We start from the raw sequence: 22,237 nt of genomic DNA, 5'->3' as shown, positions 1-22,237 counted from the left end.
CGAGCTGAAGTTAATTAGATATATGTTTACGAGTAAACTAAAAAAAGCGACCACTTGGGCCGCTTTCAATATATCAAAATATTAAATTTTTGACTTCAGCAAATTAAGATAGTGCTTTCTCGATATCCGCACTAACTTCAGCTACTTGCTTAGTACCATCAAACTTAAGGTACTTAGTCTTGCCTGCTTCAGCTTCTTTGCCGTAGTAGTTGATTAGCGGTGCAGTTTGCTCGTGGTAAACACCTAGACGAGCACGTACTGTTTCTTCTTTGTCGTCATCACGAACAACAAGATCTTCACCAGTTACATCATCTTTACCTTCCACTTTAGGCGGGTTGTAAACCACGTGGTAAGTGCGACCAGAAGGAAGGTGAGCACGACGACCAGCCATACGCTCAACAATTACATCGTCTGCAACGTCAAATTCGATAACGTAGTCTACGTCTACGCCCATTTCTTTTAGGCCGTCAGCTTGAGGGATAGTACGTGGGAAACCATCTAGTAGGAAACCGTTTGCACAGTCTTCTTGAGCGATGCGCTCTTTGATAAGACCAAGGATGATTTCATCAGAAACTAGCTGACCAGCGTCAATAACAGCTTTGGCTTGTTTACCAAGCTCTGTACCTGCTTTGATAGCAGCACGAAGCATATCACCAGTAGAGATTTGTGGAATACCGTATTTTTCCATGATGAAGTTTGCTTGTGTGCCTTTACCTGCACCTGGAGCACCTAGAAGAATGATGCGCATGATTTATCCTCTTTAATATTTAAGATTTATACCGAAGCTCACAATAGCTGACCTCTTAGACATCAAACCTGAGAAGCACCTGCAACGATAAGTTTCGGTATAACGTATATAGGCGAGCAAAAATACACGCCTTATTACTCACATTCAAGTCGCAGATTCTATCACAGGTTCTCTGAGCAAAGAGTGTATTAAGACTAAAGAATGTTAACAGTACCCTCTTTCACGCCCTATTGATTATTAACTCAGCACTTGAGATGCAAAATTTTGCGACAACAAACAAAAAGCTCGCGAAATGCGAGCTTTTTGATTTGCAGAGGTTATTACACCTTAGTCAAAAGTTGATTAACGGCTCCTAAGAACTCTGTTGGATCCTCAATAGAGCCTCGCTCCGCTAGCATTGCCTGACCAAGCAGAACTTCAACCCAGCGACCAAACGCTTCTTCATCGGCTTCGTCAGCCATACGCTTAACCAATTCGTGCTCAGGGTTTAGCTCAAAGATGTATTTCACTTCCGGCACAGCTTGACCAGCTGCCGCAAGAAGCTTCGCCATTTGAGTGCCCATTTCGTAATCGTCCGTTACCACAACAGCAGGCGTAGATGCGAGTTTGAAGGTCGTACGAACTTCTTTCACACGATCGCCTAGGTAAGACTTCGTGCGCTCTACAACCGACTTGAACTCTTCTTCGGTTTCTTTTTGCTTCTCTTTTTCTGCTTCATCTTCAAACTGACTTAGATCAAGCCCAGCTTTAGTGATTGACTGGAACTGTTTACCATCAAACTCAGTTAAGTAGTTCATCAGCCACTCATCAATGCGGTCGTACATCAAGATAACTTCAATGCCTTTCGCTTTGAACTGTTCTAAGTGAGGGCTGTTTTTCGCAGCTGCATAGCTGTCTGCCGTCAAGTAGTAGATCTTATCTTGACCTTCTTTCATGCGCTCAACGTAAGACGCCAAGCCCACAGTTTGCTCAGAAGAGCCCACTTCAGTTGAAGCAAAGCGCAATAAACCTGCAACTTTCTCTTTGTTTGCAAAGTCCTCCGCAGGGCCCTCTTTCATCACAAGACCAAACTCTTTCCAGAATGATTGGTATTTCTCTTCGTCATTCTTGGCCATACGCTCGAGCATCGTTAGCACGCGCTTAGTACAAGCATTACGTAGAGACTGAGTCACTTTATTGTCTTGTAAGATCTCACGCGATACGTTTAGCGGTAAATCGTTTGAGTCTATTAAACCACGTACGAAGCGTAAGTATGACGGCATAAATTGCTCTGCATCGTCCATAATGAATACGCGCTGTACGTACAGTTTCAAGCCTGATTTGTGGTCGCGGTTCATCATATCCCAAGGTGCTTTCGATGGGATGTATAGTAAGCTCGTGTAATCGTTTTTACCTTCTACACGGTTATGACTCCAGACCAATGGATCGGCAAAGTCATGTGATACGTGCTTGTAGAACTCTTGATACTCTTCTTCTGAAATGTCAGATTTGTTACGCGTCCACAGTGCTTGGGCTTTGTTGATTTGCTCCCACTTCTTCTCATCTGTTTCCTTGCCTTCGTCATCACGAACGACAGTTTGGATTGAAACAGGAATGCCGATGTGATCAGAGTACTTACTGATAACGTCACGTAGACGCCACTCATTCAAAAACTCTTTACCCTCTTCACGCATATGAAGAATGATGTCGGTACCACGTGACTCTTTGGTAATGTTTTCGATGGTGTACTCACCTTCACCCGCTGAGTGCCATTGTACCGCTTCATCAGCGGCTAGACCCGCAGCGCGAGTGCGCACGGTAACGGCGTCAGCAACGATAAATGCCGAGTAGAAACCAACACCAAACTGACCAATAAGCTGAGAGTCTTTGCTCTGCTCTTCAGATAGCTTTGAGAAAAACTCAGCTGTACCAGATTTTGCGATTGTTCCTAAGTGCTCAATCACATCATCACGGCTCATACCGATACCGTTATCAGAAATGGTTAAGGTATTTGCGCTTTCATCAAACGACAGTTTCACGCAAAGGTCTGCATTACCTTCGTATAGATCTGGGTTAGATAACGCCTGAAAGCGCAGTTTGTCTGATGCATCTGATGCGTTAGAGATCAGCTCGCGCAAAAAGATCTCTTTATTTGAATAAAGAGAATGGATCATTAAATGCAGTAGTTGTTTTACTTCTGATTGAAAACCACGAGTTTCTTTATTTTGAGATACGGTTTCGCTCATGTGTGCTCCATAACATCTAAACTAATTGGCTTTTTCATAGGGACAAGTTTGTGACTTTCCCCTTGAAATCACCTTACCGAGATGTCATTTAACATGTGGCTGACAAATGTAAATTCAAGGTCAATATTGCTAAAAACGGTGTTTTTTTAGAAAATTTTAATTATCCTACCCGTCTAAAAGCATCTAAAATGTCGTGCGCACTCCAAGCGCCCCGGTAATTTTGTGACATAAATCACCATAATTACAACATCATCCATCTAAGAAGAACTAAATGACTAACATTGGCACCAAATTTCTACTTGCTCAAAGGTTCACCTTTGATCCAAATAGTAATTCGCTCGCTGACCAACAAAACGGCAACGACGTTGTACGATTAGGAAGCAACGAAAGCCGTATACTTCTGATGTTGGCAGAGAGACCAAACGAAGTTTTAACCCGTAACGAGCTTCACGAGTTTGTTTGGCGTGAGCAAGGTTTTGAGGTGGATGACTCAAGCCTGACTCAAGCGATTTCTACTCTGCGTAAGATGTTGAAGGATTCAACAAAATCTCCAGAGTTTGTTAAAACGGTACCTAAACGTGGCTACCAACTCATTTGTTCAGTGGAACGCTTGAGCCCATTTTCTACTGACTCTAACACTGACGTTGAAGAAACCGCTTCTGAACAAGAAGCGCCAGCAGTGGAGTTAGAAGCGAGCGATACACCACCAACAGAGATAGTGACCGATACTACTGCTGATCTTGAGCCTCAAGTAGAGCCGACTAAAACTCAGCCGAAGCCAGCATCTAACACGATTAACTGGCTACCGCGTGTCATTATCTTTTTGTCTCTGCTGCTTCCTGTTTGCGTATTGTTATTCACGAACCCTGCGGAATCCCAATTCCGTCAGATTGGTGAGTATCAAAGTGTACCGGTGATGACACCTGTAAATCACCCTCAAATCAACAACTGGTTGCCTTCAATAGAGCAATGCATTGAGCGCTACGTGAAGCACCATGCAGAAGACTCGTTGCCAGTTGAAGTGATTGCCACTGGTGGACAAAATAACCAGCTGATTCTGAACTACATTCATGACAGTAACCACTCTTACGAGAACGTAACACTGCGTATTTTCGCAGGTCAAAACGATCCAACAGACATCTGCAAATAAAGGAGGCCAATATGAAGATTAAATTAGCATCTGCGGTTTTGGCCGTATCCGTTCTTTTCAGTAGTTGGTTGTATTGGGGAAGTGACCTAAAAGTGGAGCAGCTCCTCACAGCAAACGAATGGCAGTCGACCATGGTGACAGTCATTACAGACAGCTTGCCTGACGATACTGTCGGCCCACTACGCCGAGTTAATGTTGAATCAAACGTGAAATATCTCCCTAATGGTGACTATATTCGCGTAGCAAATATAAAACTATTCGCTCAAGGTTCAACCGCAGAATCAACGATAAATATCTCGGAAAAAGGCCGCTGGGAAGTAAGTGACAACTATTTGTTGGTCTCGCCTTCGGAGTTTAAAGATATTTCATCTTCTCAATCAAAAGACTTTTCCGAAGCACAGCTACGTTTGATTACTCAAATTTTTAAGCTAGATGCGGAGCAAAGTCGTCGTATTGACGTCGTGAACGAAAAAACACTATTGCTCACTAGCTTGAACCACGGTTCTTCGGTACTGTTTAAAAACTAATTTTGATTGGATGATAAGGGGGCAAGACGCCCCCTTTGTTTTGCTTATGGATTGGCTAGATACCCTTACCCTTTTTTTCGGTTCACTAATCGCCAACACGCTGGCTTCACTTTCCGGTGGCGGAGCAGGCTTGCTTCAATTCCCTTTACTCATCTTTCTCGGCTTACCGTTCTCCGTTGCGCTAGGCACACATAAGGTGGCTTCGGTCGCTTTAGGCTTAGGCGCAGCAAGCACGCATTTAAGATCAGGCACTATTAAATGGAAAGTCGCGCTCTACCTTATCTTGTCCGGTAGTACTGGCGTGATTTTAGGGGCTAACTTAATTGTACAGATCCCTGATGGTATCGCGGAAAAGATGCTCGGCACGATGATCCTAGCGCTGGGTATCTACTCGCGACTTAAGACATCGCTAGGCCAAGCTGAAGTAATACGCAACCGTCATCCTATTGGTTGGGTTATTGGTGGAATTGGCTTACTGTTTATCGGCATCATTAACGGATCTCTTACCGCAGGTTCTGGTTTGCTCGTGACACTATTTTTGGTGCGCTGGTTTGGTTACGACTACAAACAAGCCGTTGCTTACACCATGATTTGTGTCGGCCTGTTTTGGAATGGCATTGGAGGCATTGCCGTCGTACAGGCAGGGGCGCCTATTCACTGGGCTTGGTTACCTGTTTTATTGTTAAGCTCATTTCTAGGCGGCAGTTTAGGCGCATGGGCCGCGAGTCGATACAGTAACAGAGTGATTAAAGTTGCATTCGAAATTCTCACGTTTGCCGTGGGCATCAAGTTGCTGGTTTAAAAAGATTAAAAGGAAAGTTTCATGGATAAAGCAATCATTGATATTTATTACTGCCGCCAGTGCAACTGGATGTTGCGTTCAACCTGGCTATCGCAAGAATTACTGCATACTTTTAGCGAAGAAATAGAAACAATCAGCTTACACCCAGACACAGGTGGTCGCTTCGAAATTTTCTGTAATGGCCAACAAATTTGGGAACGGAAAAAAGACAGCGGCTTTCCTGAAGCCAAGGTGCTAAAACAGCGCGTTAGAGACATTATCGACCCAGAACGCGATTTAGGACATTCAGACACAAAATAGGGAGCAATTCGCTCCCTATTTTTTTACTTAGTAAAACCGTTAAATCATGGTTTGTGCTAATACTTCGCCTTCTGGCGTTTTTACCGTTAGCTTATTGTCTTCTAGAGTACCAAAGCTTCTCGGTAAGCCATTACGTGGGAATGTCATCGAGCCTGGGTTGAATATAATGGCTCCGTCTTGCATCTCTGCGACGGGAACATGTGTATGACCGTGGGCGATGATATCACCTTCACGCAGTGGCGGCCGTTTTTCAGAGTTGTACAAGTGACCATGAGTCAAAAAGATTCTCTTGCCAGATTCAAGTAGCACCCATGAGTAATCCATCATCATTGGAAACTTCAATAGCATTTGGTCCACTTCACTATCACAGTTGCCACGTACAGAAATAATTTGATCACTGTATTGGTTCAATAAGTCTGCTACCTGTGGAGGGTTGTAGCCTTCTGGAATAGGGTTTCGCGGCCCATGGTTTAGCGTATCTCCTAGCAAAATCAGGTGGTGCGCACCAGAGGCCAAAAATAGATCAATGGTTTCTTTAGTTGCTGGCAAAGAGCCATGCAGGTCTGAGGCAAAAAATAGTTTCACGACATCGTCTCCTCAAAAAGTATGAGGTCATTCTACGGCATTTTTTTAGCAGCTCAACCTACGACGGTTTGAATACTACTGATAGCGCAATGATTCAATGACCATAGGCAAAACATAGAACCATGCTGCATACGCTGTTCCAACCAACACCAGTATCCAAAACACCATCGACATAAATTTTGATTTGGCTAGATGGTGCAGCGGATCGGGCTCTCCGCATCCTGGACATGCATGAGCGCGTTTTGAGATTTGTTTCTCACACACGGGGCAAGAGACTAAAGGCATGATACAGATTCCTCGACATTAGGCTTAGGGCGCAAAGAATAATGGTGAATTAATACATATGCAACCTAACATATATTAAATATTTTAGTTCTTTGTAACAGTCGCTGACTTGAGAAAAAATTCGTTGATTTTTCATTTATATCAACCTATTACACTTCTTCTCGCACCATACCGTTGATGACAATATTGTTATAACTCACCATCCCAATGACCTCGCCACTTTCAATGACCGGCGCTCTGCTTATGCCAAATCGCTCAAACAAACGTGCACAATATTTTACGTTCATATCTGGTTCGACACACAAAGCGGGCTTGGTCATGATTTCATAAATATTTGTGCGCTGAGGAGAACGATTATTCGCCAGCACCTTTTTGGCGATATCATTCATCAACACGATGCCATATTCATCATTATCATCTCGCTTTTTCACCACCAGCGCTTTGACTTGGTATTTTTTCGCTAGCGTTATGCCTTCGTATACGGTCATCAGTCCATCAACCATCACATACGTTGCCGCCATAACATCTCGAACTCTAATTATCGTTTGATCACTCATAATTCATCCTCGACCACTTTGGTCAATGTCTCGACTTGATGCGCGACACCGACTGCATCTTCAATATCGATCTGAATAGCAATCCCCTGTCCCGACTCTCTGTCAAATTCACCAACCTCATTAATGGTTTCTAATATGTGTCGAGAGAGATGTTCCTCGACCACAAACAGCAGCACATCTTTTTGCACTTCTAGCGTTAAACCAAAAAACGTTCGCTTTTGATTTAAACCTTGCCCGCGAGCATTGTTAATCACTGTTGCACCGGTCGCACCAGCATCGCGTGCAGCGTCCAGCACCTTGTCTGTTTTGCTGTCTTCAACAAACGCAAGTATCAATTTAAAGCGCATTTTCTTCTTCCTCCGAGACGTTTTTATTCAGCCACTGGGTTATTTGCGCATAGCCCATCACAGAGATCATAGGAAATAGACTGGCAAACGCGATCAAGCCAAAGCCATCAATCATTGGGTTTCTTCCAGGGACGGTCGAAGCAAGCCCTAACCCTAATGCAGTTACAAGTGGGACAGTGACGGTAGAAGTTGTTACGCCTCCAGAATCGTAGGCGAGTGGAACAATAAGCTTAGGAGCGTAAAACGTTTGAATCACAACGACGATGTAACCCGCGATGATGTAATAATGAATGGGATCGCCCACGACAATCCGGTAACTCCCTAATGCAATACCAATTGCCACCCCAAACGCAACGGCTACGCGCAAGCCGTTAATACTGATACTGCCTCCAGAGACTTGGTTTGCTTTTATCGCTACAGCGATTAAAGAAGGCTCTGCAATCGTGGTACTAAAGCCTATAAAAAAGGCGAAGGTGTAAACCCAATAATAGTCGACCCACATTAAGGCTTTCCCTACCGATACTTTGAACTCTTGTAAAAACTCCGGCGCCGTTAATTGCACAGCCATCGTCTCCCCAAGTGGAAACAACGCCATTTCTAATCCAAGTAAAAAAAGAGCTAACCCGAAAATCACATAAACGAACCCAAGCAAAACTTTCTTAAGGTTGCTAACAGGACGCCTTAACACGGCTAACTGAAAACCAAAAATAATGCTGGCGATGGGAACGACGTCTCTAACGGTCGATAATAAAGTGTCTAGGAAATGATCAATTGAAATCATGTTACGACCATTCCGTAAACCATCACAAACATCATCGGTAACAGCGAGGCAAAAGCAATTAAACCAAAGCCATCCACCATAGGGTTGCGCCCTTTAATAGAAGACGCTAAACCGACGCCCAGAGCAGTGACCAAAGGTACTGTTATGGTGGACGTGGTTACACCTCCGGAATCGTAAGCGACGCCAATAATGGCTTCAGGTGCAAACCACGTCAGTATTACAACGCCTACATAGCCACCAATGATCATGTAATGAATTGGCCACCCTTTTAAGATGCGCAGAACGCCAATAACGATAGCGATCCCCACAGAAAGTGCCACCGTTACTCGTAGCCCTTGTCCATAATCCTGCATGGATTGCTCTGAGTTTGTGATCATCCCTCCTTCTGCCGCAACTTCTGATGCTTCTTCTGCTACCGCGGTTAATGCAGGTTCAGCTATCGTGGTGCCAAACCCCAAACAAAACGCAAAGACTAATAACCAAAACACGCTGCCTTTTTTTGCAAAGGCTTGAGCCATACTCTCTCCGATAGGAAAAAGACCAAGTTCTAGGCCAAAGATAAAAAAGGTTAATCCTAAAACGACAAGCAACAAGCCAAAAAGAATGGAGACCAGGTTGGGCAGCGGCTCTTGCAAAACGACTAATTGGAAAAAAGTGATAACAATGATGATGGGTAATAAGTCACGAGCACTATTGAGGAGCGCTCGAAAAAGCGCAACAAATGCTTCCATGCCTATCCTCCTTGATTGTGCAAACTGATTACGCTCGTTCCAATGAGCGATAACTTCTAGTCTGGCATAGATTTCACTCTTCTACCGTGAATACACTAGCGCCATCTATAACATTTAGTTACATATTTACTAATATGTGAAGTTAATAGCCTCTCTGTCAGCTTGTCACTATCCTAGAAATAATGGTGTTGAGATGATCAAGCTAAGCACAAAACGACTATAATGTTCTAATACGTGTACATTCAAAGAGATAACATGAAGATATTACTCACAGGTGGCACTGGGTTTATTGGCTCGGAGTTGCTCAAGCTGCTATCAACTCACCAAGTTATGCTACTTACACGCTCTCCAGAGCGAGCAAAACAACGCCTACAGCATGCTGATCTGGGTAATATCGAATACCTTGACTCGCTCGAATCGTTCGCCGATCTCAATCACGTTGATGCCGTCATTAATCTTGCAGGTGAGCCTATTGCGGATAAAAGGTGGACCAGCGAGCAAAAAGAAAAAATCTGCAAAAGTCGTTGGAAAATTACCGAGCAAATTGTTGAGCTGATCCACGCAAGTACCGAACCTCCCTCTGTTTTTATTAGTGGCTCGGCAGTTGGCTACTATGGTGATCAACAAGATCATCCGTTTGATGAGTGCTTACATGTTAATAGCGACGACTTTCCTCACGAGGTTTGTGCAAAGTGGGAGCAAATAGCTAAGCGCGCAGAGTCGGAACAAACACGGGTTTGTCTAATGAGAACTGGCGTGGTACTCGGCCTTAATGGTGGTGCGTTGGCAAAGATGCTATTACCTTACAAGCTTGGCGTAGGCGGCCCACTTGGGAACGGTAATCAGTACATGCCTTGGATTCACATCCTAGATATGGTCCGCGCCATCATGTACTTGCTTGAAACACCACATGCTCACGGTGCATTCAATATGTGCGCCCCCCATCCTGTGACTAATCGTATATTCAGCGGCACACTAGCTAAAACGCTAAAACGTCCGCATATCTTGTTCACGCCTAAATGGGCGATGGAACTCCTAATGGGAGAATCTTCCTGCTTATTGTTTGATAGCATGAGAGCCAAACCCAAAAAACTCACCGAACTGGGCTTTAAATTTAGCTACTCCAGAATAGAGCCAGCACTCAAGCACTTGCTTCATGACCGGAGCTGATGAATGATGGCTCCAATCAATGTTTCTGAGTCTTAAATTAAATTATGAAAAAGTCGATTCTTATTACGGGTTGTTCAACCGGCATCGGTTACGTGTGCGCTCACGCCCTACAAAACAAGGGATTTAATGTCATTGCATCTTGTAGGAAAGAACAAGATGTCCAGCGCCTAATTAATGAAGGGCTAACCTGCATCAATCTAGACCTAAATAGCCCAGAAAGCATTTCTTCGGGCGTGAAGCAAGCGCTAGAGTTAGCAGAAGGTAAGCTTTACGCAGTGTTCAATAATGGTGCCTATGGTCAGCCCGGAGCACTGGAAGACTTACCCACCGAGGCTCTTCAAGATCAATTTCAGACCAACTTTTTTGGTTGGCACCAGTTGGTCAGAGAAGTGCTTCCTCATATGCGCCTGCAAGGCGAAGGACGCATCATACAAAACAGCTCTGTTCTTGGTTTTGCCGCAATGAAATACCGTGGTGCCTATAATGCATCAAAATTTGCCTTAGAAGGCTGGACAGATACGCTCAGGCTAGAGCTTGCGGATACGAATATCAAAGTGGCATTGATAGAACCAGGACCGATCGAAACTCAATTTAGAAACAATGCATTACGAGCCTTTGAGAAGTGGGTTGATATTGAATCTAGCCCCCATCGTCATGCTTATGAAGGACAAAGAGAGCGACTCAACAACGACAAGTCTAATAATCGATTTGTTTTGCCTGCAGAGTCTTGCATCGCACCAGTTCTTCATGCATTAACTAGCGTTTCACCGAAAATTCGTTATCGAATTACTACACCGACTAAATTATTCGCAGTCTTGAAAAGACTATTACCAACCCGTGTACTTGATAAAATTTTGCGACAGGCTGCATAAAAAAGTTTTGTCGAAATGTAATTTCACCGTAACAATGTGATGTCATTATGAACATGTAGGTTAAAAAAACCTCAACTAAACGAATCAATTTCTACGCAATTCAGCGGGGATTCTTTCGCCCAAAGTGATTGAGTTGCTTAGATTTGGTATCGCCACCCATTACGTTTTGTAGCAATGTTTATACTACTGCGAGGCAACAATGACATTAAATCAGCTTAACTGGCTTAGTGTGGGTGTAGTGTTGACCATGTTCATCCTATTTTGATACCGCACTAACAAATAGCATTAGAATTGCGCTGCTTCGGCAGCGTTTTCTTTTTATCTAACACCTGAGCAGCAATAACCTCACTCTATTACCTCACGTTTTCTCAAAATAGAATGATTCATTATTGATGGTGAATGTCGCTTGAATTTCACCTAAATCAACTCCATATCTAATATCAACGACAAGACACAAGGCAAGGATACTCTGATGCAATCCCCATTTATCGTTGAGATAACAGAACAGAACTTTCGCGAAACGCTTGAAGGATCAATGAACACGCCCGTTTTGATCCACTTTTGGGCCAACGCTCAGCCAGAAAGCGCACAGATACTCCCTGAGTTGCAATCTCTTGCTCAACAGTACAACGGTGCATTTACGCTTGCTCTACTAAATTGTGAAGATCAGCCAGCTTTAGCGTCTCAATTTGGCGTGCAAGTATTGCCAACTATCGCGCTGTTTATAAATGGTCAAGCCGTCGATGGTCTGGGAGGCCCCCAGCCAATTGATGCCATTGCTACCATGCTACAAAAGCATTTGCCAAGCCCAGATGAACAACTATTAAAACAAGTCAGTGAACTTCTTCAGCAAGGTGAGCATGCTCAGGCTTTGAGTATCATCCACACTTTGCCGCCAGAGCTGCAAGAGCGTGGTGATGTGAAACTCGCGATGGCTGATTGTTTGCTAGAAACCAAACAATTTGATATTGCCCAAGAACTACTGAACGCTATCCCTCTCGAGTATCAAGATAACTACTACAAGAGCCTAATAGCCAAGCTCGAGCTGCATTTGCAGGCTGCAGATAGCCCTGAGTTACAGCGACTAGAACAAGCATACGCAGCAGACATGGCAAACTTCGAACTCGCTTGTGAATTGGCGGTACAATACAACCAAGTTGGTCGGGATGAAGAAGCGTTGGAACTGCTGTGGAATATTCTTAAAAAAGACTTGGGCGCCCAAGACGGTGAAGTGAAGAAGACTTTTATGGATATTCTCAGTGCGCTAGGTCAAGGTAACGCATTAGCAAGCAAATATCGTCGCCAGCTTTACTCAATTTTGTACTAAGCGTCGCATTCTTCTAGGAAGAAGACAACAAAGGCCGGGATTTCCGGCCTTTGTTTTTTGTTAGAAGTCGCTATACAACGTTGGTGCTACTGGCGGATACTCTATTGGTTGCCAACGATCATTAAAGGTGTACTTGGCATAAAGCATGAAATGGTTTGGTGTATAAAACTCAGAACGTTGTACATCGACTAACGCACCAAGATACCAACGTTTGCTGACTCGCTTTTCCACCGCCGCTTGCAACGACGTACCAAAACCACCACCTTTGTCTGACTCCGCTACTGTCGATAAGTATGGCGCGTCTTCCTTAGTCCAAGAGTTAGAGACGGATGCACTCAATTGATATGACCAAGAACTGTTGTATCGGCCATAAAAGTTGATAGGTAAAGACACCGAGAAGTAACTTTGCGGACTGTAGTAGCCACCGTGACCTAGCGTGTACTCACCCAGATTTTTGTCGTAATCAAGGTACATTAAGTTCGTACCTATACTTAAACGTTGGTCATCCGTTGCAATTAACTTGTAGTACGCTCCACCTAGCACGCCTAAACGAGTGTTGTCCTCAACCTTTTCACCAGTCAAAACATGATACTGCAAGCTACTCCAAAAACCGTAAGGGCCACCAATGTCCCAGCTTGAGCTCAACTTCACACCTGTACGAGCAACTCCGCCCCATTTAGTCCCTTGAGGGTCAGTCGTGCCGCTAGGGACAGACATTCCAGCATAAGAAAGCGCGCTACTGGTCTCTGGGCGACGCGAAGCTTCTGCCGTCCAACCGAACTCACCCAGGTCCCCATTGATGCGCACACCACCAACCCATGTGGTATGGTCGAAACCAATTGGTGTCGTGCCGATATCGACCAACCAATCTTCAGCCTGCCAGCCCACTCCAAATGCCATACCTGATGCGTCATTTTGGAACGAAGTGCTGTCAGAATCGGTGGTTTTTTCATAATAGTCCAACTGACCTGAATCGATAGAAACATAATCAGCTTTTAGCAACAGGTGTCCATCCCAGCTCTCTATCGGGATTCGGGCTTCTATGGGCACTTGATTCGAAGTATTACGGCCATCTCGTGCACTGTAATCCCAGCCAATCATGACATGCCCATCACTCCGATCATGCAGTTTATCGATGTCCGATTTGACGTTACGAGTCAACCAGTAGTCGTCAGCAGTATCATATAGCTCGCGTAAGCTTAGGGGTTCTTTTTTCGCCTCTTCAGGTTCACGATTTTTATCCATTCGGTCACGATTTAAGGCTTGATAGGCGCGTGTTTCAGCTAAGGCCCACTGTTGATTTATCATTGCTATAGACATGCTATTGCGAAACGCTAATGCATCAGCATCAGGCATCGCATCCAACAACTGATTTAGCGCATTAGCGTCATTCCGATAGCCTTGTTGATTAAACACCGCGACCACTGTCATCAACTGTGCCGCAGTTAAGCTATCGCGCTTTTTATTCAAAATGAGGTGCATGTCGTGATACGTCGCTTCATCTCCAGTCAAAGCACTGGCTTGCAACATGCCAATTTCTGCTTGAGTTTTAAATGGCTCAGGCTTTAAAGAAACTTGTTCATACAAATCCAACGCAAGCTTAGGCTGTTGATTAACCAGCATCAGATCCGCTTGACTCAACAGTCGACGGGTTTTGAGTTCATCAAGCTGTAATACTTCCGAAGCACTTAAATCTTGTGTTGCGGAATTTAATGCTAAGTCCGCGTACCAACGATCAAAATCTTCAAAGTGATTCAAGCTTACCATCATGCTGCCGTAAGCCAGTTTGTCATCGGTTGACCAATCTTCTGAAAGCGAAATGTTTTGGAAAATCCTCTCAGCTTCCTTAACTTCATCAATGTCTAACCACGCACTCACTAGACGAGCGAGCGGTTGAATTTGACCTTGATAATCCGACTCTAGCGCACGTAATATCGCCATTACTGATTCGGGAGAAGCTAAGTAACGCGTTTGAATGTCTCTCAACTGAGCATCAAGCTTCAAGCGGGTTAAATTGCGCTGCATTGCGTCTGTCATGTCATGTTGTGCGATACTCTCTAGCTCAGCGATGGCCTCATTCACGTTGAAGTCCTGCGCGAGATAAAGCGCGTAAGCAAATTTCATTTCAGGGTCATTACTAGATGTAGCCCAATCGGACATCAGCGTATCCGCGCGTACTTTGTCGCCCATTGAATGAACCACGTCAGCAATATCAAGCCTTAACCATGGGGAGGTTGGCTGTAGCGCAATCAATTCCTCTACGGACGCTTTCATCGTTGCCTGATCATTTTGAGCGATTGCGATCCGCAGACGAGTCAAAATAACTTCCGACTTGATGCTCGCTATTTTTTCAGCGACCACTTTCTGCTGTGGGGCTGAGTAACTGCGCGCGAGTGCTTCCGCGCCAGACCAATCTTGCTGCTGAATGCGAACATCTAAGCGACCACGCAATGCAGAGCTATTGCTGCTATCCAGTTGCAAAGCTTGTTTGAAAACCTTCTCTGCCGCGGCATAATTTTCTTGTACCAGATACAAAGAGCCTAATGATGAATAAGCATAAGGTTGGGATTTATCTACTTGAATCGCTTTTTGATAAGCGCTTTCTGCTTGCTTAAACTGGCCTTTTTCGACCAAGACATCACCTTGATCAAGATACGCCCAATATTGAGAAGTCTCGATTAGCGCTGCCCATTTTGAGGCCGAGTCAGGATTATGATCTAAGTGCTGAGCCTGTTTAAAGTATCCGAGCGCTTTTTGTTGCTGCCCTCTACGTAGATAAACCTTACCCATAGCACCAAGCAATTCAGGATCTCGCGGACGAGTCGTCAACGCATAACGCAGCTGAGCTTCTGCTTGGTCGGTTTTATCTTCCTCGAGCAACGCTAACCCTTTGAGCTTGGCGAGATAAGTGGGGTCTTTGCGTAGTTCCTTTTCCTTTTTCCAGCGATCTTTCGCGCTTTGATTCGCTCTTTGTATCTCCATGTCAGACGGGTAGTAGCTAGCTAAGATGGCATATTGCTGAACAACTTGATCTGAAATAGGCAATTGATCCAATGCACGCAACCACGACGTTGCCGCATTTGTTCCAACCGAAGGAGCAAGCGCTAACTTTTTATAGGTATCGAGAATCCATGGATCAGCAGGATTCTCTTTGCGAATGTGGTTGGCTAACGCGAGTTGAAAAGACGGAACACTAGGATAATTTGCATTTAAACGTTCCAGTCCCTGTTTTACCGAGCTCCAACTGCCTGGCAAATTACTTTGCAACTGTAGGAATTCCAGTTGTAACGCTGGTGATGGCATTCCATTTGGGAAAAGGGCTTTGTAAGCTTGAATCGCTTCATCGTAACGACCAGATTTTGCAAGCAACTGAGCGCGCTGATAATCCGCTCTTTTCTCTCCCTGAATAGCCATAATCGATGACAAGTTTTTCGCTTGAGTCGAATGAGGCGCCTGTCTGATTAAGCGCTCAAATACCGGTTTTGCTAATTCTGGCTGCTTACGTTTCAGATACATATTCGCTTGATAGAAAAGCCCCGTTGGATTGCTTTCTTCAATCGCGAACAGCCTCTCCAGAGTACTCTCGACAATATCATCTCGGCCAATCGCATCCGCCAGTTTTAGCTGCTCAACCAACCACTCAACCGAGTCAACTCGTGCTAATGATGTGGAAAATTGAACCAGCTCGATAGGCTTGTAGACCTGTGCGAGCTGCGACTTTGACAGAGGTGTTGAGCTAAAGCTTTCTGCATGCACAGTGCCGACGCCACCAGCCGCCAAAGCAACCAGTGGAATCCACCATAACACGCGTCCTGTTACTGACATCTCTCGCTCCATACAGGAAGCAATTCACCTTGCACACCAAAACGGTAACGTTCTTCATGCCAACCAAGCCCAAATAGACTTAATACGTTGTCGTAATAATGATCGTTTTTGTCGACCACAAGTTCATTTTGAGCACGACGAAACTGCGTCTCCAACAGCGTAGATTCACCAGAAGCCGCGAGTAACGGAAGAGCCGCAGCAGAAAAACCTACGCTTCCTGCTTGGGTATATTTACCCGTTTCAGTATTTACTTCTCTCGCTGGCGCACCAAGGGCTTTGGTTGCCGCGACAAACGGCTGCATTTTTTGTACTAATACTGCTTTTTCTGAAACTTGGTCATTTAGCATACCCGCCCAAAGATAGGTGCGGATGGCGTTGTAACTGCCCATCGGCCCTGTAACCACATCTGAGCTATAACGACCATTTCTCAATACTGCCCAGTCTGGGCTAAAGCCAGCTGGCATCGTTTTCTCTAGCATGTGAACACTTGCCTTATACATTGAGTCCCAGTTGTATTGCGGGTACAGCGACTGCATACGAGCAATCAGTTGTAACGGAACATAACTCGGATTCACACGGTACTGGCCGTCGGCATCAAAGCCCGTTGGAGCTGGCAACAATACCGTTCCAACTCCCGCTATGTTGACGGTTTCTTCACGTAAAATACGACTCGCGATCAGATGTCCAAGGGTCTGATAGTAGTAGTTATTCCATAATCTCCCCGCCTCAACAAGGGAGTAAGCTATCCACAAATCAGAATCTGACGCTGGGTTAGAATCCAAGACTCCGAACTGACCATTTTCTTTTCTTCCCCACAACCAAGCAGGAAGCCTTGCCGTCAAATCCCCACCAGCCAAATGTGATTGAGTCCATTTTAAAACCTGATCGAAGGTTTTAGGGTCATTGGCAACCAAGGCAAAGAACAATGCGTAAGATTGACCTTCCGAGGTCGTAATCATACGCTCATCACTGCCATCAACGACTCGGCCTTGCTCCATGTATACCGACTTAAATGTTTCCCATTGTGGCCACTCGCAGGTGTTAGCCCACAAGTAAGGAGACACGAACAACATAAGGAACGAGATGAGTTTTTTCATTATTCCTCTTCCTCAGTTTTTTCTAAACGTCTAGACGCGACTTGACGTAATACGCGCCAAAGCACAATGGTTACGATCACCACTAGCAAGGCGGCAAAGCACGCAACGATGACTGGGTGATTAGAGAAGTGATACCAAACGAGCTGCCACACAGGAAGCTTACCAACATAGTAGTGCGAACCCACGTTGTAGCTAGCTACTTCGTTATTTCTCAACGTCACTACCGAGCCAAACATGTGCTCCACTTTACCGGAGTCAGCCAACGCGCGATCAACCGACGAAAAATCTGACGGGTGAGCCGCCATAATAGAAATGACGCTGCGTTTTTTCGTAAATGGCGATTCTGCACCATAAATAGCAGCAAAAGAGCCTTCTGCCTCAACAGAAACATAATCCGCGGCCACTTGACGAGCATCACTTGGACTCATCCAGTTCATTCCGAGCTGCTTTTCATTTTTGCTTGGCAGGCGAATTTGTCTCTGACCTTCTTTAACCACTAAGTTAACTTGGTCAGGGTTATTAGCGGCTTCTTCTAGTGCATCCACAACACCAATCGTCAGGATGTCTTTATTTTTTAGTTGCTCAGCATTCCATTTATCTGTCAAAAGCACCTGAATACCTGGGTACCCAGAATCACTTCCTAACGAGCCCATGACGTTTAAGAAGGTCTGCAACACTTCTTTTGGAGCTCTCTCTGGAACAACAATCGCAGTTTCTGACAAATCGGCCATGCGTGTGTAAGGGAAGCCAGAAGTAGCAAAAGCGCGCATATTTGGCATTTCGATGTAGTGAGGGAAACCACTAAAATCAACCGTAGAGTCACCATCAATGACCGCGTATTGCTTACTTGGCTGCGTCACCTGACATTGCCCATCAGTCACCGACGCAAAACCAAACTCAAACTCGATTTGGTTTTTACTGCCAACTTTAAATGCCGGAATACGAACAAGCGCATCACCACTCAGAATACTGTCATCTAACAGAGGAACACGCACACGGTTAGACTCACCACCTTGGCCTTTTGTGGTTAAGTTAAACGCCTCAATGAACTGGTCATTGATGCTCAAAGTCAGGCGAGAACCAGAATGATCCGCAGCAGGTGGCGAATACCTATAGTTAAGATCCATCGGTATACCACGGCTCTGCCAAGTAAAGAGATCGGGTGGTAAGCGCAAACTCACATTGATTGGAGGAGGCGTTCGGCCTTCCACTTGCAACATGCTTTTTTGTTCGACTAATTCAGATAATGCAACGGGACGAGCCGTACTCACCCAGTTTGGCGCATCGTACGGGACTCGTGGTTTGATTTGTTTGACTTCATTAATCTTCGCGATTGGCCCAGTAAGAAGTTGGTTTCCCAACGCCAAACCTTGCACCGCAACGTTAAGATCCTTACTGTCACGGCCTATCACTAGAAGAAGCTTCACGTACGGGTCAGTTGGGTGAGTGATGACTTGAAGACGAGGCCCATCCGTGTCTGGAAAATCTCTCAGAAACTCAGGTTTGTTGTCATTGGTAACAAAGACAATGGCGTTGCGCTTAGGTAACGTGTCGACACTAAAAGGGAATTGAGCGCCACGCCAACCCGCAAGAGCACCAAAGTAAGAGCTCAAGACACCGGCAGCTTTGACATCATCCAGATCGTATTTGCCGCCCATAACGACAGGCAGATTTAACTGGCTGAAATCACGGACATCAAAAAACGGCGCTGGCAACAAGCTCAAGTCACTTTCCAACATTGTCTTTTGGGCGAACATTTCAATTCGACTGCTTTGGCTGATCTCAGCCCAAATGCTCGAGTCATTTGGATTGGCACACTCTTTCTGAGTATTCCCAATCAACTCAAAGCGAATTTGGTTGTAGTTACTGAAGTAACGAGTATCCAGCGGCATCGATAAGCTCAATTTTTTACCTTGCTGACCATCGACGATTGACGCCACTCCCATAAGCTCGTTGTTCAAATACACTTTGACGTGAGAAACCAAAGAGAGCAACGCTGGTGAAGGTGTGATGTCAAAGTACAACGTGGCATTAGACACCACCTCATCAAGTCGCGAACCGAAACCAATATAAGCACTGGCCTCACTACCTTGAATAGCAATTGAACCACTGTAACCCAATTGACTAAATGGAATGACACGCTTAAATACGGTCGAATTTTCAGCATCTTGCTGTGCCAAAGGCGTTGGTTGTTGCTGACTTACTTCTTGTGCCGCGAGACTGCCCGACATACACATGAGAGTGATAGCCGTCGTCAACGCTGTTAGTTTTTTATTATTTAGCATGACTTGAGGTCCTGATTGGGACATAACGAGGTCTTAGTGACCAAATAAATTCGATACAAAATAAAAGTGCATCCACACTGGCCTGAACAAATTTAGGGCAATGTTGCAACAAGCGTTTGTATCCATTAAAGCCGACTTGCAGTACAGCCTGCATACTCGAGAGAGGCTTATCTGATTGATAGCCTTGTTGCCATTTCGCCCACGTATCTGCACGTGCAAATGTACATTGGACGTATTGGATTTGTTGTTGATGAGACAATTCGTTGAGTTGTAAACCAAATATCCCCTTATGAGCATAGGCAACCGTCATCGGGAACACGAACTCTTGACCACCGCGATTGAGGATCACTTCTAAGGTTTGGCCAAGTAGGTACGCACAGGTTGGTTCATCGACTCCGTCTATTTCAATGCGCACGCCACCCAAAGAGAAATCCTTCATCTGCGCTTGAATCAAGTGTCCTGAGTGAAGCCTTACCGCGACAGGAATCGCCACCTCTACTCGGTGATCTTTTCGCACTTGCTTGGCTTCTACCGCAACGGCGACAGCAGCACCTAAAATCAACAAGTTGTACATCGTCCAAACGAGATTCACGATAACCGTACCGATTTCGTCTTGAGGCCCCCACCCCATTCGGTAAATCCCTACAGCGAAGCCCAGAATGTTGAGTGCAACCAAAACCAAATATGGTCGGGAGATCACCCAATCGTAGTGAGACTTTTCAACCAAACCGCCTTTTGCCGTTACGTTGAATGTCCCTTTATGGGGCGCAAACAAAGCCACCGTTGTTGGCCTTGCGATATACCAAGCAAGCACGGTTTCGTATACCTCACCCCAAAACGAATAACGGTAGTCACCCTGCATACGAGAGTTGGTCATGCTGGCGTGAATCATGTGGGGTAATACGTACAAAATGATCGCCAGCGCTGGTGCATAAATCACGTAGGAATGCAGCAACAAATAAGCCAAGGGTGCGATCAGGAATACAATCCTCGGGATACCAGATAGAAAGTGCAACATGGCATTGACGTAACAAAGCCGTTGAGAGAGCTTAAGCCCCTTTCCAGTCAATGGATTATCTACCCTAAATATCTGCGCCATCCCGCGAGCCCAACGAATGCGTTGCCCAACATGTGCAGACAATGTTTCTGTCGCCAAACCAGCAGAAATCGGCTGCTTAAGATATGCAGAACGATAGCCTAAACGGTGCATGCGCAGAGACGTGTGCGCATCTTCCGTCACGGTTTCGACTGCAATACCACCGACTTCCTCTAAAGGCTCTCGACGTAAAATAGCGCACGAGCCACAGAAGAAAGTCGCATCCCATAAGTCGTTACCATCTTGAATCAGGCCGTAAAACAAGTTGCCTTCGTTTGGTACGTTACGAAAGTTCGATAAGTTACGCTCAAAAGGATCCGGTGAGAAAAAATGGTGCGGCGTCTGAATAAGCGCCAACTTTGGATCTTTCAGGAACATCCCCATTGTGAGCTGAAAAAATGCTCGTGTAGGAATATGGTCACAGTCAAAAATCGCAACAAACTCACCGCTGGTCTGCTTCAACGCATAGTTAATGTTACCGGCTTTCGCATGTTCATTCGTTGGGCGGCGGATGTAGTTCACCCCTACACTTTTGGCGAAATCTCGGAAGCTATCACGCTTGCCGTCATCCAGAATGTGGATGTTGAGTTTGTCTTTCGGCCAATCGACACCTAACGAGGCATAAACCGTCGCTTTCACGACATCAAGATCTTCGTTGTAAGTAGGGATCATCAAGTCAATAGTTGGCCAAGTTGACTGATCCGGTGGCATCGATACTGGTTTGCGATTCAATGGCCAGATATTTTGGAAATAGCCAAGCATCAGCACAATCCAAGAATACGTCTCAGCTAGAAGTAAAACGCCCCCTAGAAACAAAGCAACAGGATCGTCCCAGTTCAGGGTAGACGAATAACGCCACCACAAGTATCGACATGAGGCCGTAACCGACAAGATGATCAAAAGCATGGTAGGAAAACGACCCGGCATGCGACGAACCATCATCGCTAATGCCCAGAGTAACAACACAAAGACAGTCTGAGCCTGATAACCAAATGGCACCGTAAAACACAGCAAAGCGATTAACACCACGAAAAACAGCAAGGTGTAGTTCAACGCCATCGCTGACTTACTTGCTTTAATACGCTCTCGAACTTGCGGATCTTTGATGTTGTTCGCTGTCTGTTCTAACCAGCGGACGCTTTTTGCAATCAATTCAAATGGCAAGTAGAACGCATTGCGAATTTGTTCGGCTAAAGTCATCGCTAAGCTGCTGGTTTTTTTGGACCATGCTGTATTTACGTTTTGCTTGAAGCAAAGCAACCAAACGCTTTGGATAATAAAACGTACAGGATCAAACCATCTTGGCGCAGCAAAATTAACGTTTGGATAGTAAACCAAAGGCAGTTTCCATGAGGGAACACCCGAAATAGCCGGCTTTAAAAATACAAAACTCAATGAAAACCAAAAAGACAAAGCACACTCACCAACCCAGTTTGTTTTGCAATTCCAGGCTTGCTCGTAAGCGTTCTTCTGCAGTCTGAATTGGTCCACTATCCAACGTTGGAAAATCAGATTAAGACTTCGCAT

Annotated in this window: 19 protein-coding genes; 7 read left to right on the top strand and 12 right to left on the bottom strand. The window is 45.2% G+C overall.

The genetic code is table 11. The features are described from left to right. Positions 1 to 103: 103 nt before the first annotated feature. Both adk and htpG read right to left on the bottom strand, forming a co-directional pair. The gene (gene adk, locus R7Q38_RS12025) at positions 104 to 748 is read right to left on the bottom strand and encodes an adenylate kinase (RefSeq protein WP_005382094.1); all 645 of its coding nucleotides are present in this window, start codon (positions 746 to 748) and stop codon (positions 104 to 106) included. A 320-nt stretch (positions 749 to 1,068) separates the two neighbouring features. Further along, the gene (gene htpG, locus R7Q38_RS12020; RefSeq protein WP_213874635.1) at positions 1,069 to 2,973 is read right to left on the bottom strand and encodes a molecular chaperone HtpG; all 1,905 of its coding nucleotides are present in this window, start codon (positions 2,971 to 2,973) and stop codon (positions 1,069 to 1,071) included. A gap of 271 nt (positions 2,974 to 3,244) precedes the next feature. Here htpG and R7Q38_RS12015 point away from each other — a divergent pair, with 271 nt between their 5' ends. Genes R7Q38_RS12015 through R7Q38_RS12000 form a run of 4 tightly spaced genes read left to right on the top strand, consistent with a single transcriptional unit; the run spans position 3,245 to position 5,752 of the window. After that, entirely contained in the window at positions 3,245 to 4,123 is an 879-nt protein-coding gene (locus tag R7Q38_RS12015) for a transcriptional regulator (RefSeq protein ID WP_005382092.1), read from the top strand. An 11-nt stretch (positions 4,124 to 4,134) separates the two neighbouring features. Next, positions 4,135 to 4,650, top strand: a complete 516-nt coding sequence (toxS, locus tag R7Q38_RS12010; protein WP_005382091.1) for a transmembrane regulator ToxS — start codon at positions 4,135 to 4,137, stop codon at positions 4,648 to 4,650. Positions 4,651 to 4,696: 46 nt separating this feature from the next. Continuing rightward, positions 4,697 to 5,452, top strand: coding sequence for a sulfite exporter TauE/SafE family protein (locus R7Q38_RS12005; RefSeq protein WP_213967006.1), 756 nt, complete (start codon positions 4,697 to 4,699; stop codon positions 5,450 to 5,452). 21 nt (positions 5,453 to 5,473) lie between these two features. Next, positions 5,474 to 5,752, top strand: a complete 279-nt coding sequence (locus R7Q38_RS12000) for a SelT/SelW/SelH family protein (protein ID WP_005382088.1) — start codon at positions 5,474 to 5,476, stop codon at positions 5,750 to 5,752. A gap of 39 nt (positions 5,753 to 5,791) precedes the next feature. Here R7Q38_RS12000 and yfcE read toward each other — a convergent pair whose 3' ends face one another. From yfcE to R7Q38_RS11970, 6 genes are all read right to left on the bottom strand, one after another. Continuing rightward, on the bottom strand, positions 5,792 to 6,337 hold the full coding sequence (gene yfcE / locus R7Q38_RS11995) for a phosphodiesterase (RefSeq protein WP_005389637.1): 546 nt from the start codon (positions 6,335 to 6,337) through the stop codon (positions 5,792 to 5,794). A gap of 75 nt (positions 6,338 to 6,412) precedes the next feature. Next, on the bottom strand, positions 6,413 to 6,622 hold the full coding sequence (locus tag R7Q38_RS11990; protein WP_005382086.1) for a hypothetical protein: 210 nt from the start codon (positions 6,620 to 6,622) through the stop codon (positions 6,413 to 6,415). A 149-nt stretch (positions 6,623 to 6,771) separates the two neighbouring features. Further along, the gene (locus R7Q38_RS11985) at positions 6,772 to 7,179 is read right to left on the bottom strand and encodes a CBS domain-containing protein (RefSeq protein ID WP_005382085.1); all 408 of its coding nucleotides are present in this window, start codon (positions 7,177 to 7,179) and stop codon (positions 6,772 to 6,774) included. Next, on the bottom strand, positions 7,176 to 7,526 hold the full coding sequence (locus R7Q38_RS11980; protein WP_005382084.1) for a P-II family nitrogen regulator: 351 nt from the start codon (positions 7,524 to 7,526) through the stop codon (positions 7,176 to 7,178). The genes R7Q38_RS11985 and R7Q38_RS11980 overlap by 4 nt, the downstream gene beginning before the upstream one ends. After that, positions 7,516 to 8,307, bottom strand: a complete 792-nt coding sequence (locus tag R7Q38_RS11975; protein ID WP_005382078.1) for a DUF1538 domain-containing protein — start codon at positions 8,305 to 8,307, stop codon at positions 7,516 to 7,518. The genes R7Q38_RS11980 and R7Q38_RS11975 overlap by 11 nt, the downstream gene beginning before the upstream one ends. Beyond that, positions 8,304 to 9,038: a DUF1538 domain-containing protein gene (locus R7Q38_RS11970; protein ID WP_017634823.1), complete on the bottom strand. Its 735-nt coding sequence runs from the start codon at positions 9,036 to 9,038 to the stop codon at positions 8,304 to 8,306. Before R7Q38_RS11970 ends, R7Q38_RS11975 begins: the two co-directional genes overlap by 4 nt. Positions 9,039 to 9,293: 255 nt before the next feature. Here R7Q38_RS11970 and R7Q38_RS11965 point away from each other — a divergent pair, with 255 nt between their 5' ends. The 3 genes from R7Q38_RS11965 (at position 9,294) to R7Q38_RS11955 (ending at position 12,407) form a co-directional block, all read left to right on the top strand. Beyond that, positions 9,294 to 10,208, top strand: a complete 915-nt coding sequence (locus R7Q38_RS11965) for a TIGR01777 family oxidoreductase (RefSeq protein ID WP_047102894.1) — start codon at positions 9,294 to 9,296, stop codon at positions 10,206 to 10,208. 44 nt (positions 10,209 to 10,252) lie between these two features. Then, the gene (locus R7Q38_RS11960; RefSeq protein ID WP_239938476.1) at positions 10,253 to 11,080 is read left to right on the top strand and encodes an SDR family oxidoreductase; all 828 of its coding nucleotides are present in this window, start codon (positions 10,253 to 10,255) and stop codon (positions 11,078 to 11,080) included. Between the two features lie 472 nt (positions 11,081 to 11,552). After that, entirely contained in the window at positions 11,553 to 12,407 is an 855-nt protein-coding gene (locus R7Q38_RS11955) for a co-chaperone YbbN (protein WP_054578026.1), read from the top strand. A gap of 60 nt (positions 12,408 to 12,467) precedes the next feature. Here R7Q38_RS11955 and R7Q38_RS11950 read toward each other — a convergent pair whose 3' ends face one another. The 4 genes from R7Q38_RS11950 to bcsA are packed head-to-tail and all read right to left on the bottom strand — an operon-like array spanning position 12,468 to position 22,237. Further along, positions 12,468 to 16,232 carry a cellulose synthase subunit BcsC-related outer membrane protein gene (locus R7Q38_RS11950; RefSeq protein ID WP_239938477.1) on the bottom strand — a complete coding sequence of 1,255 codons (3,765 nt, stop codon included), beginning with the start codon at positions 16,230 to 16,232 and terminating at the stop codon, positions 12,468 to 12,470. Further along, positions 16,223 to 17,329, bottom strand: a complete 1,107-nt coding sequence (gene bcsZ, locus R7Q38_RS11945) for a cellulose synthase complex periplasmic endoglucanase BcsZ (protein WP_213867058.1) — start codon at positions 17,327 to 17,329, stop codon at positions 16,223 to 16,225. Before bcsZ ends, R7Q38_RS11950 begins: the two co-directional genes overlap by 10 nt. Beyond that, positions 17,329 to 19,614 carry a cellulose biosynthesis cyclic di-GMP-binding regulatory protein BcsB gene (bcsB, locus tag R7Q38_RS11940; RefSeq protein WP_213867057.1) on the bottom strand — a complete coding sequence of 762 codons (2,286 nt, stop codon included), beginning with the start codon at positions 19,612 to 19,614 and terminating at the stop codon, positions 17,329 to 17,331. The genes bcsZ and bcsB overlap by 1 nt, the downstream gene beginning before the upstream one ends. After that, positions 19,604 to 22,237: a UDP-forming cellulose synthase catalytic subunit gene (gene bcsA, locus R7Q38_RS11935; RefSeq protein ID WP_213962897.1), complete on the bottom strand. Its 2,634-nt coding sequence runs from the start codon at positions 22,235 to 22,237 to the stop codon at positions 19,604 to 19,606. Before bcsA ends, bcsB begins: the two co-directional genes overlap by 11 nt.

The sequence above is a fragment of the Vibrio sp. Vb0598 genome (assembly GCF_033338935.1).
GTDB lineage: Bacteria > Pseudomonadota > Gammaproteobacteria > Enterobacterales > Vibrionaceae > Vibrio > Vibrio alginolyticus.
Note: the sequence above shows the minus strand (reverse complement) of the source record. Positions and strands in the feature narration are given on the sequence as shown.

What these genes read in the sequence shown, in the direction of transcription:
- R7Q38_RS11970 (WP_017634823.1), bottom strand. Translation starts at nt 9,038, where the DNA reads ATGGAAGCATTTGTTGCGCTTTTTCGAGCGCTCCTCAATAGTGCTCGT.
- adk (WP_005382094.1), bottom strand. Translation starts at nt 748, where the DNA reads ATGCGCATCATTCTTCTAGGTGCTCCAGGTGCAGGTAAAGGCACACAA.
- R7Q38_RS12005 (WP_213967006.1), top strand. Translation starts at nt 4,697, where the DNA reads ATGGATTGGCTAGATACCCTTACCCTTTTTTTCGGTTCACTAATCGCC.
- R7Q38_RS11950 (WP_239938477.1), bottom strand. Translation starts at nt 16,232, where the DNA reads ATGTCAGTAACAGGACGCGTGTTATGGTGGATTCCACTGGTTGCTTTG.
- R7Q38_RS11955 (WP_054578026.1), top strand. Translation starts at nt 11,553, where the DNA reads ATGCAATCCCCATTTATCGTTGAGATAACAGAACAGAACTTTCGCGAA.
- bcsZ (WP_213867058.1), bottom strand. Translation starts at nt 17,329, where the DNA reads ATGAAAAAACTCATCTCGTTCCTTATGTTGTTCGTGTCTCCTTACTTG.
- R7Q38_RS11985 (WP_005382085.1), bottom strand. Translation starts at nt 7,179, where the DNA reads ATGAGTGATCAAACGATAATTAGAGTTCGAGATGTTATGGCGGCAACG.
- R7Q38_RS11980 (WP_005382084.1), bottom strand. Translation starts at nt 7,526, where the DNA reads ATGCGCTTTAAATTGATACTTGCGTTTGTTGAAGACAGCAAAACAGAC.
- R7Q38_RS12015 (WP_005382092.1), top strand. Translation starts at nt 3,245, where the DNA reads ATGACTAACATTGGCACCAAATTTCTACTTGCTCAAAGGTTCACCTTT.
- R7Q38_RS11975 (WP_005382078.1), bottom strand. Translation starts at nt 8,307, where the DNA reads ATGATTTCAATTGATCATTTCCTAGACACTTTATTATCGACCGTTAGA.
- R7Q38_RS11965 (WP_047102894.1), top strand. Translation starts at nt 9,294, where the DNA reads ATGAAGATATTACTCACAGGTGGCACTGGGTTTATTGGCTCGGAGTTG.
- htpG (WP_213874635.1), bottom strand. Translation starts at nt 2,973, where the DNA reads ATGAGCGAAACCGTATCTCAAAATAAAGAAACTCGTGGTTTTCAATCA.
- R7Q38_RS12000 (WP_005382088.1), top strand. Translation starts at nt 5,474, where the DNA reads ATGGATAAAGCAATCATTGATATTTATTACTGCCGCCAGTGCAACTGG.
- toxS (WP_005382091.1), top strand. Translation starts at nt 4,135, where the DNA reads ATGAAGATTAAATTAGCATCTGCGGTTTTGGCCGTATCCGTTCTTTTC.
- bcsA (WP_213962897.1), bottom strand. Translation starts at nt 22,237, where the DNA reads ATGCGAAGTCTTAATCTGATTTTCCAACGTTGGATAGTGGACCAATTC.
- R7Q38_RS11960 (WP_239938476.1), top strand. Translation starts at nt 10,253, where the DNA reads ATGAAAAAGTCGATTCTTATTACGGGTTGTTCAACCGGCATCGGTTAC.
- R7Q38_RS11990 (WP_005382086.1), bottom strand. Translation starts at nt 6,622, where the DNA reads ATGCCTTTAGTCTCTTGCCCCGTGTGTGAGAAACAAATCTCAAAACGC.
- bcsB (WP_213867057.1), bottom strand. Translation starts at nt 19,614, where the DNA reads ATGCTAAATAATAAAAAACTAACAGCGTTGACGACGGCTATCACTCTC.